This window comes from Wenzhouxiangella sp. YN1 (genome assembly GCF_056324145.1).
On the sequence record NZ_JBJNIO010000157.1, the window covers coordinates 31,169 to 44,545 of the forward strand.

Consider the following 13,377-nt stretch of genomic DNA (forward strand, 5'->3'; position numbering starts at 1 on the left):
GTTTGTCGATGTAGTCACTTAATCACTGGACATGAAACATGAAGCACCTTGTTGCGCTGTTTATGCTTGCCGGGGCGTTCGCCCCGACCACCGCCATGGCCGCTGACGATCCCTGGCTGTGGCTGGAAGACGTCGAGGGCGAAAATGCCCTGGCCTGGGCGCGCGGGCAGAACGAACGCGCCCTCGACTACCTCGAGTCGCAGCCGCAGTTCGAGTCGATCCACGCGCGTGCGCTCGAGATCCTGACTTCAGACGACCGCATTGCCTATCCCGGGCTGATGGGCGGGAAGGTCTACAACTTCTGGCGCGATGAGGCGCACGTCCGCGGACTCTGGCGCCAGACCTCTCTGGAAGACTATCGCAGTGACGCACCGGCATGGGACGTCATCCTGGATATCGACGCCCTGGCCGAACGCGAGGAAGAAAACTGGGTCTGGGCCGGGGCCAGCTGCCGCTATCCGGATTACGACCGCTGCAATGTCGGCCTGTCGATCGGCGGCGCGGATGCCGCAGTGAGGCGCGAGTTCGACCTGGAAACGCGCACATTCGTCGATGACGGATTCCAGCTGGATGAATCCAAGAGCTCGATCACCTGGCGCGATCGCGACAGCGTGTTCGTCGGCCCCGCCTTCAGTGACGACCAGGTGACCGATTCGGGTTATCCGCGCACGGTGCGGATCTGGCGGCGCGGCAGCGACTTGTCCGCGGCCGAGACCGTGTTCGAGGGTGAGAAGGGCGATGTCGGCGTATTTTCCGCCCGCATCCACGATGGCGATGAGCACTATGACTTGATCACGCGCGCGGTGACCTTCTTCACCTCCGAATATCATCTTCACGATCAGGGCCGGGTCCGCCGCATCAACGTCCCCGACGATGCCGCGCTGGCCGGCGTTATCGACGGGTACCTGCTCGTCGATCTGAAGTCCGACTGGACCGTGGGCGACCGAACCTTTTCGCAGGGCAGCCTGGTGGTGGGCCCGATCGAGTCGTTTCTCGACTCCGTGCCGGCGCTGGAGGTGCTGCTTCAGCCCGGCGAGCGGCAGTCGATCAACGGCGTGACCACGACCGAAAACGCGGTGCTGGTCAACCTGCTCGACAACGTCAGCGGCAAGCTGCTCAGCTTCACGCATGACGACGAGGGCTGGCGGCAGCGCGAGCTCGATGTGCCGGAGATGGGCACGATTTCGGTCGTGACCGCCGATGATCGCTCGGATCGCTTCTTCTACAACTACACCGGCTTTCTGACGCCGTCGACGCTCTACGAAGCCGACGCGCTGGCCGACACGCATCACGAGGTCCGCTCCGAACCGGCTCGATTCGACACCCGGGGCATGGAGGTGGTTCAGCACCAGGCCGAGTCGGCCGACGGGACGATGATTCCGTATTTCGTGATCACGCCCGACGGTTATCAAGCTGACGGTGCCAGCCCCACGCTGCTCTCGGCCTATGGGGGCTTCGAGGTTTCGAGGACGCCCTACTATTCCGGCGTGGTCGGCACCGCCTGGCTGGAGCGCGGCGGCGTGTTCGTGCTCGCCAATATTCGCGGCGGCGGTGAGTTCGGGCCTGGCTGGCACCAGGCGGCGCTCAAGGAGAATCGTCAGCGCGCCTACGATGATCTGATTGCCGTCTCCGAGGATTTGATCGAGCGCGGCATCACCTCGCCGCAGCACCTCGGCATTCAGGGTGGTTCCAACGGCGGGCTGCTGGTCGGCGCGGTGATGGTACAGCGCCCCGACCTGTACAACGCCGTGGTCTGTCAGGTGCCGCTGCTTGATATGAAGCGCTACCACAAGCTGCTCGCCGGCGCCAGCTGGATGGGTGAGTACGGCAATCCGGACGACCCGGAGCAGTGGGCGTTCATCAGCGAGTACTCGCCCTACCAGAACGTGGCGGCCGGGGTCGAGTATCCGAAAGCGTTTTTCACGACCTCCACGCGTGATGACCGCGTCCACCCCGGACATGCGCGCAAGATGGTCGCGCGCATGCTCGATCAGGGCCATGACGTGCTTTATTACGAAAACATCGAGGGCGGTCACGGCGGTGCGGCCAACCTCAAGCAGCGCGCGTTCCTTTCGGGGCTGATCTACGCTTACCTGCACGATCGTCTGGCATCGGGTGCCGCCGGGGAGGCCGAGTAGCCCCCGACTCACGCCGTGCCGCGCAGGCAGGTTGCAGCTTGCCGGCGGTTCGCCGCCGGTGCAGGCGCATCAGCAGCGGGCTGGGTTTGCAGCCGGCGGTCGGCCTGATGCTGCGGCAGGCGTGGAACTTCGCCGCCGCGGTGGCGTCAAAACGCGCGAAAGGCAATAAAGGACCGAATCACTCCTGCTTCAATCGGGAGCGTCTGATTTGGTATAATTTGCGGTGTATCGAAGGAGAATTACATGGCCAAGGATCTCGTACCCAGTCATCTGCTTGCGCCCGCCGGAACCGGCTCGCTGGATGCCTACATCCAGGAAGTCAACCGCATTCCGGTGCTGACGCTGGATGAAGAACAGAGCCTGGCGCGCCGCTATCGTGACGAAGAGGATCTGGACGCGGCCCGCAGGCTGGTCATGGCGCACCTGCGCTTCGTGGTGCACGTTGCGCGCGGCTACTCCGGCTACGGCCTCCAGATCAGCGACCTGATTCAGGAAGGCAACATCGGCCTGATGAAAGCGGTCAAGCGCTTCGATCCTGATCAGGGGGTACGGCTGGTGTCGTTCGCCGTACACTGGATTCGGGCGGAAATGCACGAGTTCATTCTGCGCAACTGGCGCATCGTCAAGGTGGCCACCACCAAGGCGCAGCGCAAGCTGTTCTTCAACCTGCGTCGACAGAAAAAGCGCTTGGGCTGGCTCAATCAAGCCGAGGTCAACGCGGTGGCCGATGACCTGGGCGTCAAGCCCGAAGTGGTCATGGAAATGGAGTCGCGCCTGTCGGGCCAGGATATCGGCTATGACATGCCGACCGACGACGATGAATCAACCTACATGGCGCCGGCCGCCTACCTCGAGGGCCTGACGGCATCTCCTGACGATATCGCCGAAGCCGAGGACTGGGAGCAGCACCATCGCAACCTGTTGTTTGATGGTATCGAAAGCCTCGATGACCGCTCGCGCGACATCATTCAGGCCCGCTGGCTGATGGATCCGAAGACCACGCTCCAGGAGCTGGCTGATCATTACGGCATTTCGGCCGAGCGCATCCGCCAGCTCGAGGCGGCAGCGATGAAAAAGCTCAAGGCGCGCTTCAAGGCCTGAATCGACCCCGAGCGAGCGGCTCTGCGGGTACAGGGGCCCAGCGAACAGCAGCTTCAATACAGGCGGTGACCCGGCGCTCCCGGGCACCGCATCTTGCGGTTCATTTTTCGACACCTCCCACCATCATCGGCTCGGGTTCGAGCGCCAGCCCGAATTGCTGAGCTACCGATTCGGTAACGGCGGCAACCAGCTCCAGCAGCTCGGCGGCGCTGGCGCCACCATGGTTGACCAGTACCAGCGCATGGTGCTGGTAGACGCCGACCCGACCGATGGTGCGCCCTTTCCAGCCCAGACGCTCGATCATCCAGGCGGCCGCCAGCTTGTGGCGCCCGTCGGCCATGGGCCAGTGTGGCAGCTCGGGATGGGCAGCAAGCAGTCGCTCGGCGACGTCGGCATCAACGATGGGGTTCTTGAAAAAGCTGCCGGCATTGGCCAGGCGGCCCGGGTCGGGCAGACGATGACGTCGCAACCGCATGACGGCTGCTGCCAGCTGTCGCGCTCCGGGTCGGTCGATTCCCGTTCGCTTCAGCTCCCCGGCAAGGCTGGCGTATCCGGTTTGCGGAGTAAACGTCCTAGACAGCCTCAGGGTGACGTCGCAAATCACGAAGCGGCCGCGATCAGTGGACTTGAAGCGGCTGTCGCGATAGCCGAAGCCGCAGTCTTCGCGCCCGAGGGTGACCAGCTCCCGAGATTCGCGGTCGTAGGCGCTGAGTGATTCGAAGACATCGGCCAGTTCCATCCCGTAGGCGCCGATGTTCTGCATTGGTGCGGCGCCAACTGAGCCGGGGATCATGATCAGATTCTCGATGCCATAAAGGCCTGCACTCAGGCAGCGCCGAACCAGGGCATGCCAGTTCTCTCCGGCGGCCGCGGTGACCAGCACCTCCTCGCCGGCACAGCGACTGTGCACGCCGCGCATCTGGTTCAACACGATCCGGCCGGGAAAGTCGTCCACGAACAGGGTGTTGGAGCCGCCACCGAGAATCAGCTCCGTCCCCGGCTTGTCGGGCAGGGCAGCCAGCTGTCGGCGGGACTGGATGCAGACCAGCTCTGCGGCACGGGCCGGCAACCGGAAGGTGCTCAACGGCTCGAGATCGGCCTGATGAATGATCTCAGCTGCGTTCGGCAACGCCATCGGCGCTCCAGGCGCGGATGCACTCGCGGATCAGTGCCGGGCCGTGGTAGATGAAGCCGGTGTAGATCTGCACCAGATCAGCGCCGCAGTCCTGCTTGTTCGCGGCGTCGGCTCCGCAGCTGATGCCGCCCAGGCCAATGATCGGAAAGCGGCGCCCGAGCACGCGTCGGGCGTGGCGCAGTACCCGATCGGCCTGCGCTCTCAGGGGTATGCCGCTCAGGCCACCCACTTCATTGGCGTGGACATGGCCGTTGACGGCCTGGCGGGCGAGCGTCGTGTTGGTCGCGATCACGCCGTCAATGCCTGATTGACCAATGATGCCCAGCGAGCTGGTCAAGGCCTGCTCATCCCAGTCCGGTGCAATCTTGACCAGCAGCGGGCGCTGGCTGCCGTGTTCTGCCGCGAGCTGGTCGCGGGTCCGGGTCAGCTCGCTCAGCAGCTCGCGCAGATGGCCGGTATCCTGCAGCTCGCGCAGCTTGGCGGTATTGGGCGAGGAGATGTTGACCGTGACGTAGTCGCAGTGCCGGTAGACTTTCTCCAGACAGTAGCGGTAGTCACCGGCCGCCTCGTCTACCGCCGTGTCCTTCTGCTTGCCGATATTGGCGCCCACGATGCCGGCGAAGCGTCGGCGCTGCAGGCGTTCGACCAGGTGGTCGACGCCCTGGTTGTTGAAGCCCAGGCGATTGATCAGGGCCTGATGCTCGCTCAGGCGGAACATCCGCGGCTTCGGGTTGCCCGGCTGCGATCGGGGGGTAACGGTGCCGACTTCGATAAAGCCGAAGCCAAGATCACCCAGGGCATCGATGTGATCGCCGTTCTTGTCCAGCCCCGCGGCCAGGCCAACGGGGTTGGGAAAGCGCAGCCCCAGGATCTCGACGGGCTTGTTCTCAGGCCGTCCGCCCATCAATCGGGGCAAGCCGACGCAGCGGCCCGCCGACAGGGCGCCGAGCGCGAGCTCGTGCGCCGTCTCCGGCGGGAGCATGAACAGGCCGTTGCGAAGCCACTGGTACATGGTTGGTGCCTTCAAGGGGTGCCGAGCGAGGCGACAGGGAGGGCGCGGCGCACGTCGCGGTTACAGCCGCGACCGAAGAGGTTTCAAGCCTGACCACGCATGGCTGTGCGTGTACAGGTTCCGACTCTCGTCCGTCGGCGATGTAACGCCGACCTGCGCGCAACCACCCCGCCGCCTCGGTATCGCCATCAGAGCTCGAACTTGATGCCCTGGGCCAGCGGCATTTCGGTTGACCAGTTGATAGTGTTGGTCTGGCGGCGCATGTAGGCCTTCCAGGCGTCCGAGCCGGATTCGCGACCGCCGCCGGTTTCCTTTTCGCCACCGAAGGCGCCGCCGATCTCCGCACCCGAGGTGCCGATGTTGACGTTGGCGATGCCGCAGTCAGAACCCTGGTGCGACAGGTAGTATTCGGCGTTGCGCAGATCCGTGGTGAAGATCGACGAGGACAGGCCCTGGCGCACGTCGTTCTGCATTGCCACGGCGTCTTTCAGATCGCTGAACTTCATCACGTAGAGGATCGGCGCAAAGGTCTCTTCCTGAACGATATCCCAGTGGTTCTCGGCCTCGACGATGGCCGGCTCGACAAAGAAGCCCTCGCGATCGATGCGCTTGCCGCCGGTCAGGACCTTGCCGCCGGCTTCGCGCGCGCGCTCGATGGCCTGCTCGAAGCGCTTGACCGAGGCTTCGTCGGTCAGCGGGCCCATCAGCGTGTCGTCATCGAGCGGGTCACCGATGCGCACCTGGCCGTAGGCGTTGACCAGAGTCTCGACGGTCTGATCGTAGATCGACTCGTGCACGAACAGGCGGCGGGTGGAGGTGCAGCGCTGGCCGGCCGTGCCCACGGCGCCGAAGACCACGGCGGGGATCGCCAGGTTCACGTCGGCGGTCTCGTCCATGATGATGGCGTTGTTGCCGCCCAGCTCCAGCAGGCTCTTGCCCATGCGCGCGGCCACCCGTTCGCCGACCATGCGTCCGACCTGGGTGGAGCCGGTGAACGACATCAGGTCGACGCGCTCATCGTCGATGAAGCGCTCGGCCAGCTCGTTGCCGCCTTCCATGAAAGAAGTGAACACCGGCGGATAATCCGTGTCGGCCAGCGCCTCGTTGATGATGTTCTGCACGGCAACGCCGCACAGCACGCCCTTCGGGCTGGGCTTCCAGATTGTGGCGTTGCCGCAGATGGCCGAGATGAAGGCGTTCCAGGCGTACACGGCCACGGGAAAGTTGAAGGCCGTGATCACGCCGACCACGCCCAGCGGGTGCCACTGCTCGTACAGGCGGTGGCCCGGGCGCTCGGAATGCGTGGTCTTGCCGTAGAGCATGCGCGACTGGCCCAGCGCAAAGTCACCGATGTCGATCATTTCCTGGACTTCGCCGTCGCCTTCGGGCTTGATCTTGCCCATTTCCAGCGACACCAGGGAGCCCAGGGCGTCCTTGTAGTCGCGCAGCGCGTCGTTGGCCAGGCGCACTGCGTTGCCGCGCTCGGGCGCGGGAATCTTGCGCCAGGCCAGTGCTGCCTCCTGTGCGGTCTTGATGACCTTTTCGTAGTCGGCTTCGCTGGCCGCGCTGACGCGGGCGATGGTCTTGCCATCGGTGGGGTTGATCGATTCGATCAGGTTGTCCTCGCGTACCGGGGCGTACTGGCCCGGGCCGAAACAGGTGCCGGGGTTGATGTCCTTCAGGCCCAGGCGTTCGAGCAGTTGCTTGTGATCACTCATGACCGTGGTCTCCTACGTGTTTTGGATCAGGAATTCAGCCGCCTATTATCGCACCTTGGAGCGGCCCGGGTCGAAGCGCTGCGCTGGCTGATTCGCCACGGCGGATGACGCGACGGCGTACCGCAGGCCGGCGGCGTGATATTCTCTGTCGGCAGGGAGTCTGCAGGATCTCCATGAAACTATCCGACCGGGCCATGGTCTAGTTCATCACATGCGCCCGGTCGCTCATGCAAGGACAGGAATTGCCCCGATGGGCGAGCGGGAAGTTGATCAGCAACTGGTAGAACGGGTACAAGGCGGTGACAAGTCGGCTTTCGATTTGCTGGTGGGCAAATACCAGCACAAGATCGTGAGTCTGGTGTCTCGCTATGTGTCCGATCATGCCGAGGCCCTCGACGTGGCCCAGGAGGCCTTCATCAAGGCCTATCGTGCAATTGGTCGCTTTCGTGGCGACAGTGCCTTTTACACCTGGCTATACCGGATTGCGATAAATACCGCCAAGAATCATCTGGTGGCACAGAGTCGTCGGCCGCCCCAGTTTGATGTCGATGCACAGGATGCGGAACAATTTCAGGTTGATTCACGTCTCAAGGAACAGGACTCGCCGGAACATGATCTCCTTCGATCCGAGATCGAGCAGACCATTCACCAGGCGATTGCGGATCTGCCGGACGATTTGAGAGTGGCCATTACACTGCGTGAGTTCGAAGGCATGAGCTACGAAGACATTGCCACAACCATGGATTGCCCGATCGGAACCGTCCGATCCAGAATCTTCAGGGCCCGCGAGGCCATCGACACGCGGCTGCGGCCGCTGCTGGACAATCAATAGGACAACTGCGATATGACTGAATCGAGCCGGGAACATCTGTCGAGCCTGATGGACGACGAGCTGGACCGCAAAGGATGCAAGTTCATGCTCAGGCGGCTTGCTGGCGATGCCGAACTCAAGGCCCGCTGGAGTCGCATGCACATGCTGCGGGCGTGTCTGCGCAACGAGCGTCTGGCCGGCGGTGACCTGGTAGCACGAGTGGCCGTTGCGCTCGAAAGCGAACCGGCGCCCAGTAAAAGCCTGTCTTCGAGGCTGCTGCGGCCGGTTGCCGGCGGCGCCATTGCCGCCAGCGTGGCGGTCATGGCCATTGTCGGCATCAACTCCAGTATGCTGGAGCAGAGCGGTTCCGGCGGTCTCGCTGAAAATGAAGAGCCCGGTTTCGTCAGTCGCCCCACGCAGCTTGATCAACCTTTCACCCAGTCGGCTGTTCCCGTCAGCTATTCCGAAGACCAGCGCTCGCAGCGCCAGCGGCTCAGCGGCTACGTCATGCGCCACCATCAGGCCGCGGGCAGCACGGGTTTCGTCTCCTGGGTGCCGATCGTTACCGAGCTCAACGCCGTCGAGAAAGAGGTCCGGGGAGAGCCGGTCGGTACCGAGGCGCCAGTAAACACCCCCTGACACCATGCATCGATCTCAGCCCCGCAGAATCCTGGCAACCCTGATGACCGGCGCGCTGCTGCTGGCACCGCTGGCCACGATGGCTGCCGAGCAGGGTGTGCACCACTGGCTCGATCGCATGTCACGGGCCATCGAGACTCTCAACTATCGCGGCACCCTGGTACACGTGCGCAACGGCGCCGTCGATACTCTCAATATCCTGCATCGTGCCGACGACGACGGCGTCCACGAGCGCATCTATTCGGTTGATGGCTCCCCGCGGGAAATCCTGCGCAGCGGCAACCGCGTGAGCTGTATCCTGCCGGGCACCGAGCCGATGATGCTCGAAAGCCAGCTGGCCGGGCGGCTGCTGCCCTCGCTGCCGGTCAATCGCCTGCTCGGTCCCGAGTCGGGTTACCAAATGAGTCTGGGGGGGCGCGAGCGCGTTGCCAACATGATGGCGCGCATCATTCACATCCAGCCGCGCGATGCCTATCGTTACGGCTCCCGGCTGTGGCTGGAGGAGCATACCGGCATGCTGCTGCGTTTCGCGCTCATCGACCATGATGGCCAGCAGCTTCAGCAGTTGTCGTTCACATCACTGGAGCTGGGCGGCAATATTTCCGACGCCGAGCTCGAGCCGGGGCTCGATGGCGATGCCTTCACGACCCAGATAGTCAACAAGACTTCCAGTGCGGCCAGCACCAGCATCAGTTCGATCCCGGTGAGCCCGCGTGTGCCGCGCGGTTTCCGCCTGGTCAACGCCGGCCGGGGCCTGGGGCCGGACGGCAAACAGTTCGAGCACCTGCTCTACAGCGACGGTCTGTCGAGTTTCTCGATCTACGTCGAGCGCGCCGCCGGCGAAACGGTCACCGGGCAGGTCGACACCATGGGTGCGGTGCACGCCTACACCACCCGGGCTGACGGTCAGCTCTATACCGTCGTTGGCGAAGTGCCGGCGGCGACGGTCGAGTTTGTCGGCCGCCAGCTGCGCCATGGCCGCCAGCCACGGGAACAGCGCTGAGTCGCGGCCATGATCTGGCAGCCGGCGCGGGTGGATGCCCGGGATTGCGACCATCTGACCCTGGTCTTCTTTCGCGCCGATGAATGTCAGCGATGCGCGCGCGGCCGGGGCTGCGGCGCCGGCGTGTTTTCCAGCCTTTTCAAACGCAGCGAGAGCCGGGTGCGAGTACCTGTCAGGCCGGGCCTCGTGCCGGGAGACCGGGTGCACGTGGGGCTTGAGCCGGCGGTGCTGACCGCCGCGGTGATGCGCCACTATGGTTTACCGCTGGTCGGGTTTCTTGCCGGCGCGGTGGCTGGCCACCTGCTGGCCGGCGAGAGTGGCGGCCGCGATCTGTTTGCGCTGGGGGGCGGGCTGGCTGCGGCTGCGCTGCTGTTGCGCGCGCTTCCCGGTCGTCGGCAGCCGCTGTTGAACCTGGCGATCCGGCGCTTGCCCTGCAGCCGCACAGACACCAATTCGTGATTCAGCCAAACTCAAACCGAAGGAAGAGTGCAATGAATGGAACACTCAAGGCGATTGCCATTGCCTGCCTGCTGCTGACCGCGCAGTCGGCATTTGCACAGCCGGACTTTACCGAGCTGGTGGAAGAGTCGATTCCGGCTGTCGTCAATATCGAGACCACGCGCTTTGGCACCCGTCCGGACGAGACCGGCGGTGAGGCGCAGCGCATGCCCGAAGGCATGCCCGAGTTCTTTCGGCGCTTTTTCGACCAGCCTTACGGACGCGGCGGCCAGCCCGATCGCCAGGGCGGCGGATCCGGGTTCATCGTCGAGTCCGATGGCCTGATCGTGACCAACCATCACGTCATCGACGGCGCCGACGAGATCATCGTTCGCCTGGCTGATCGGCGCGAGTTCGAGGCCGATCTGGTCGGCTCCGATGCCGAGACCGATATTGCCGTGCTGCGCATCGATGCCAACGACCTTCCGACGCTCGATTTCGGCTCCACCGATGAGCTCAAGCCCGGCCAGTGGGTCATCGCGATTGGCTCACCCTTCCAGTTCGAGCAGTCGGTGACGGCAGGGATCGTCAGCGCCAAGGGCCGCAGCCAGGGCGCGCGCCAGCAATACGTGCCCTTCATTCAGACCGATGTGGCCATCAACCGCGGCAACTCCGGTGGCCCACTGATTACCACCGACGGCAGGGTGGTCGGTATCAACTCCTGGATTCTCAGTTCCCACGGCGGCAATATCGGCCTGTCGTTTTCCATTCCCAGCGAGATCGCGCGCAATTCCATCCGGCAGCTGCTCGAGCATGGTCGCGTCATGCGTGGTTATCTGGGCGTTGTGCTGCAGGCCGTTACCCGCGAGCAGGCCGAGGCGCTGGGCCTCAAGCGCCCCGCCGGCGCCCTGATCAACCAGGTCGAACCCGGCAGCCCGGCCGAAAAGGCCGGTGTCGAAGTCGGTGACGTCATTCTCGAATTCAACGGCACGCCCATCGATCGTCACTCCGAGCTGCCACCGCTGGTAGGCATGGAGCGCCCGGGCACCAAGGCAGAGATGACCATCTGGCGCTGGGGCGAACGCCAGACGCTCGAGGTCACCCTGGAAGAGCGCGAGTCCGCCGCCGGGCGCCAGGGCATGGGCGGCAGCGGATCCGGCGAGCCGTCGAATGCCCTGGGCCTGGTCGTGGAGCCGCTGAGCGGTGAGCTGCGCGAGCGCTATGACGATCCCGAAAGCGGCCTGCTGGTTGCCGAGGTCGAAAGCGACAGTGCGTATCGTGCCGGCATCCGCCGCGGCCAGTTGATCCTGATGATCAACAATCAGCCGGTCGGAGACATGGACGATTTCAATCGCATTGCCGCCGAAATCGAACCCGGCCGAACCGTGGCCTTGCTGGTACAGCAGCCCAACGGGACCACCGCTTTCCTGGCCTATCGTCCCGAAACCGAGAGCAAGGAGTGACGCGATTGGTCGCCGGCCCACCCCGGTCGGTATAATCGGCTACTCTTTAGTCCTCGCGATCGCCCCCGTGACTGGCGGGGGCGATCTGGTTCCACAGCGCTGAATCTTTCATGACCGACACTCGCCATATCCGCAACTTTTCGATCATCGCCCACGTCGACCACGGCAAGTCGACGCTGGCCGATCGTTTCATTCAGGCCTGTGAGGGCCTGAGCGAGCGGGAAATGGCGGAGCAGGTCCTCGATTCGATGGATCTCGAGCGCGAGCGCGGGATCACCATCAAGGCCCAGAGCGTGACGCTGGACTACCACGCCGACGACGGCGAGGTCTATCAGCTCAACTTCATCGATACGCCGGGCCACGTCGACTTTTCCTACGAAGTGTCGCGGTCTCTGGCCGCCTGCGAAGGCGCGTTGCTGGTCGTGGACGCAGCCCAGGGAGTCGAGGCCCAGAGCGTGGCCAACTGCTACACCGCCGTCGAGCAGGGCCTGGAAGTGATTCCGGTGATCAACAAGGTCGACCTGCCGGCGGCCGATCCCGAGCGCGTCAAGCACCAGATTGAGGACATCATCGGCATCGATGCCTCGGATGCGCTGATGGTCAGCGCCAAGACCGGCGTGGGCGTTCGTGAAATCCTGGAGGCTCTGGTCAAGCGGATCCCAGCGCCGGAGAACAAGGCCGATGCGCCACTCAAGGCCTTGATCATCGATTCCTGGTTCGACAATTATCTGGGAGTCAACTCGCTGGTGCGCATCAAGGAGGGGCGTCTGCGACGCGGCGAGAAGATCCGCGTGATGTCTTCGGGCGAAGAGCACCAGGCCGATCAGATCGGTATTTTCACGCCCAAGCGCCGCCCGGGCGAGTCTCTCGGTTGCGGCCAGGTCGGGTTCGTCGCCGCCGGCATCAAGGAAGTCAACGGTGCCCCGGTGGGCGATACCATCACCAGCGCGCGAAACCCGGCGGCAACGCCGCTGCCCGGCTTCAAGCCGCTCAAGCCGCGGGTTTTCGCCGGCATCTTTCCGATCGACGCCTCCGACTATCCGGATTTGCGCGAGGCGCTGGACAAGCTGCAGCTCAACGATTCGTCGCTGCAATTCGAGCCCGAAACCTCGATGGCTCTGGGTTTCGGCTTTCGCTGCGGTTTTCTGGGCATGCTGCACATGGAAATCGTCCAGGAACGCCTCGAACGCGAGTATGCGCTGGATCTGATCACCACTGCGCCGACGGTGATCTACGAGCTGGCAATGAATGACGATGAGCTCATCTACCTTGACAATCCGGCTGGCCTGCCTGCAGCCAACAAGATTGCCGAAATTCGCGAGCCGGTCATTCTTGCCAACATTCTGGTGCCGCAGGAGTATGTCGGCGGCGTTATCGGCTTGTGCGAAGAAAAGCGTGGCACGCAGCACGACATGCGTTTTCTCGGCGGCCAGGTACAGCTGACCTATGCGCTACCGATGTCGGAAGTGGTCATGGACTTCTTTGACCGACTCAAGTCGGTCAGTCGCGGGTTCGCTTCCTTCGAATATGATTTTGCGCGTTATGAGGCCGGTCCCTTTGTGCGCCTTGATCTGCTCATCAACGGCGAAAAGGTCGATGCGCTGTCGACCATCGTGCATCAGGATCATGCCGAGCGCCGCGGCCGGGAACTGGCCGATCGCATGCGCGAGCTGATTCCGCGTCAGATGTTCGACGTTGCCATTCAGGCCGCGATTGGCGCCCACGTCATCGCCCGCTCGACAGTCAAGGCCTATCGCAAGAACGTGACCGCGAAATGCTACGGCGGCGATGTCAGCCGCAAGCGCAAGCTGCTGGAGAAGCAGAAGGCCGGCAAACGGCGGATGAAGTCGGTCGGCAAGATCGAGATTCCGCAGGAGGCTTTCCTGGCCGTACTGCGAACCGACCAGGAGAGCTGAAAC

Annotated in this window: 11 protein-coding genes; 8 read left to right on the top strand and 3 right to left on the bottom strand. The window is 63.7% G+C overall.

Translation table 11 applies throughout. The annotated features are described in order from the left end of the window. The first annotated feature begins 38 nt into the window (after positions 1–38). Positions 39–2,138 (top strand): prolyl oligopeptidase family serine peptidase, encoded by a 2,100-nt coding sequence (locus ACEWQZ_RS13050; RefSeq protein ID WP_476483541.1) that lies wholly within the window; start codon positions 39–41, stop codon positions 2,136–2,138. Between the two features lie 243 nt (positions 2,139–2,381). After that, positions 2,382–3,239 (top strand): RNA polymerase sigma factor RpoH, encoded by an 858-nt coding sequence (rpoH, locus tag ACEWQZ_RS13055; RefSeq protein ID WP_476483542.1) that lies wholly within the window; start codon positions 2,382–2,384, stop codon positions 3,237–3,239. Positions 3,240–3,339: 100 nt separating this feature from the next. Here the strand turns inward: rpoH and murB are convergent, their stop codons facing one another. The 3 genes from murB to amaB form a co-directional block, all read right to left on the bottom strand. Continuing rightward, positions 3,340–4,374: a UDP-N-acetylmuramate dehydrogenase gene (murB, locus tag ACEWQZ_RS13060; protein ID WP_476483543.1), complete on the bottom strand. Its 1,035-nt coding sequence runs from the start codon at positions 4,372–4,374 to the stop codon at positions 3,340–3,342. After that, positions 4,352–5,386, bottom strand: coding sequence for a quinone-dependent dihydroorotate dehydrogenase (locus ACEWQZ_RS13065; RefSeq protein WP_476483544.1), 1,035 nt, complete (start codon positions 5,384–5,386; stop codon positions 4,352–4,354). The genes murB and ACEWQZ_RS13065 overlap by 23 nt, the downstream gene beginning before the upstream one ends. A gap of 188 nt (positions 5,387–5,574) precedes the next feature. Further along, positions 5,575–7,104, bottom strand: a complete 1,530-nt coding sequence (gene amaB, locus ACEWQZ_RS13070) for an L-piperidine-6-carboxylate dehydrogenase (protein WP_476483545.1) — start codon at positions 7,102–7,104, stop codon at positions 5,575–5,577. 250 nt (positions 7,105–7,354) lie between these two features. Here amaB and rpoE point away from each other — a divergent pair, with 250 nt between their 5' ends. From rpoE to lepA, 6 genes are all read left to right on the top strand, one after another. Then, positions 7,355–7,936: an RNA polymerase sigma factor RpoE gene (gene rpoE / locus ACEWQZ_RS13075; protein ID WP_476483546.1), complete on the top strand. Its 582-nt coding sequence runs from the start codon at positions 7,355–7,357 to the stop codon at positions 7,934–7,936. A 12-nt stretch (positions 7,937–7,948) separates the two neighbouring features. Further along, entirely contained in the window at positions 7,949–8,554 is a 606-nt protein-coding gene (locus tag ACEWQZ_RS13080; RefSeq protein ID WP_476483547.1) for a sigma-E factor negative regulatory protein, read from the top strand. Between the two features lie 43 nt (positions 8,555–8,597). Further along, the gene (locus tag ACEWQZ_RS13085; protein ID WP_476483548.1) at positions 8,598–9,557 is read left to right on the top strand and encodes a MucB/RseB C-terminal domain-containing protein; all 960 of its coding nucleotides are present in this window, start codon (positions 8,598–8,600) and stop codon (positions 9,555–9,557) included. A 9-nt stretch (positions 9,558–9,566) separates the two neighbouring features. Next, complete coding sequence (locus ACEWQZ_RS13090) at positions 9,567–10,016, top strand: SoxR reducing system RseC family protein (protein ID WP_476483549.1); 450 nt, start codon at positions 9,567–9,569, stop codon at positions 10,014–10,016. A gap of 32 nt (positions 10,017–10,048) precedes the next feature. Next, positions 10,049–11,458, top strand: coding sequence for a DegQ family serine endoprotease (locus ACEWQZ_RS13095; RefSeq protein ID WP_476483550.1), 1,410 nt, complete (start codon positions 10,049–10,051; stop codon positions 11,456–11,458). Between the two features lie 110 nt (positions 11,459–11,568). Further along, the gene (gene lepA, locus ACEWQZ_RS13100; RefSeq protein WP_476483551.1) at positions 11,569–13,374 is read left to right on the top strand and encodes a translation elongation factor 4; all 1,806 of its coding nucleotides are present in this window, start codon (positions 11,569–11,571) and stop codon (positions 13,372–13,374) included. The last annotated feature ends 3 nt before the right edge of the window (positions 13,375–13,377 follow it).

Bases quoted from the DNA above. Each gene is read 5' to 3' on its own strand.
- rpoH (WP_476483542.1), top strand. From the start codon at position 2,382: ATGGCCAAGGATCTCGTACCCAGTCATCTGCTTGCGCCCGCCGGAACC.
- rpoE (WP_476483546.1), top strand. From the start codon at position 7,355: ATGGGCGAGCGGGAAGTTGATCAGCAACTGGTAGAACGGGTACAAGGC.
- murB (WP_476483543.1), bottom strand. From the start codon at position 4,374: ATGGCGTTGCCGAACGCAGCTGAGATCATTCATCAGGCCGATCTCGAG.
- ACEWQZ_RS13050 (WP_476483541.1), top strand. From the start codon at position 39: ATGAAGCACCTTGTTGCGCTGTTTATGCTTGCCGGGGCGTTCGCCCCG.
- lepA (WP_476483551.1), top strand. From the start codon at position 11,569: ATGACCGACACTCGCCATATCCGCAACTTTTCGATCATCGCCCACGTC.
- ACEWQZ_RS13085 (WP_476483548.1), top strand. From the start codon at position 8,598: ATGACCGGCGCGCTGCTGCTGGCACCGCTGGCCACGATGGCTGCCGAG.
- ACEWQZ_RS13095 (WP_476483550.1), top strand. From the start codon at position 10,049: ATGAATGGAACACTCAAGGCGATTGCCATTGCCTGCCTGCTGCTGACC.
- ACEWQZ_RS13065 (WP_476483544.1), bottom strand. From the start codon at position 5,386: ATGTACCAGTGGCTTCGCAACGGCCTGTTCATGCTCCCGCCGGAGACG.
- ACEWQZ_RS13090 (WP_476483549.1), top strand. From the start codon at position 9,567: ATGATCTGGCAGCCGGCGCGGGTGGATGCCCGGGATTGCGACCATCTG.
- amaB (WP_476483545.1), bottom strand. From the start codon at position 7,104: ATGAGTGATCACAAGCAACTGCTCGAACGCCTGGGCCTGAAGGACATC.
- ACEWQZ_RS13080 (WP_476483547.1), top strand. From the start codon at position 7,949: ATGACTGAATCGAGCCGGGAACATCTGTCGAGCCTGATGGACGACGAG.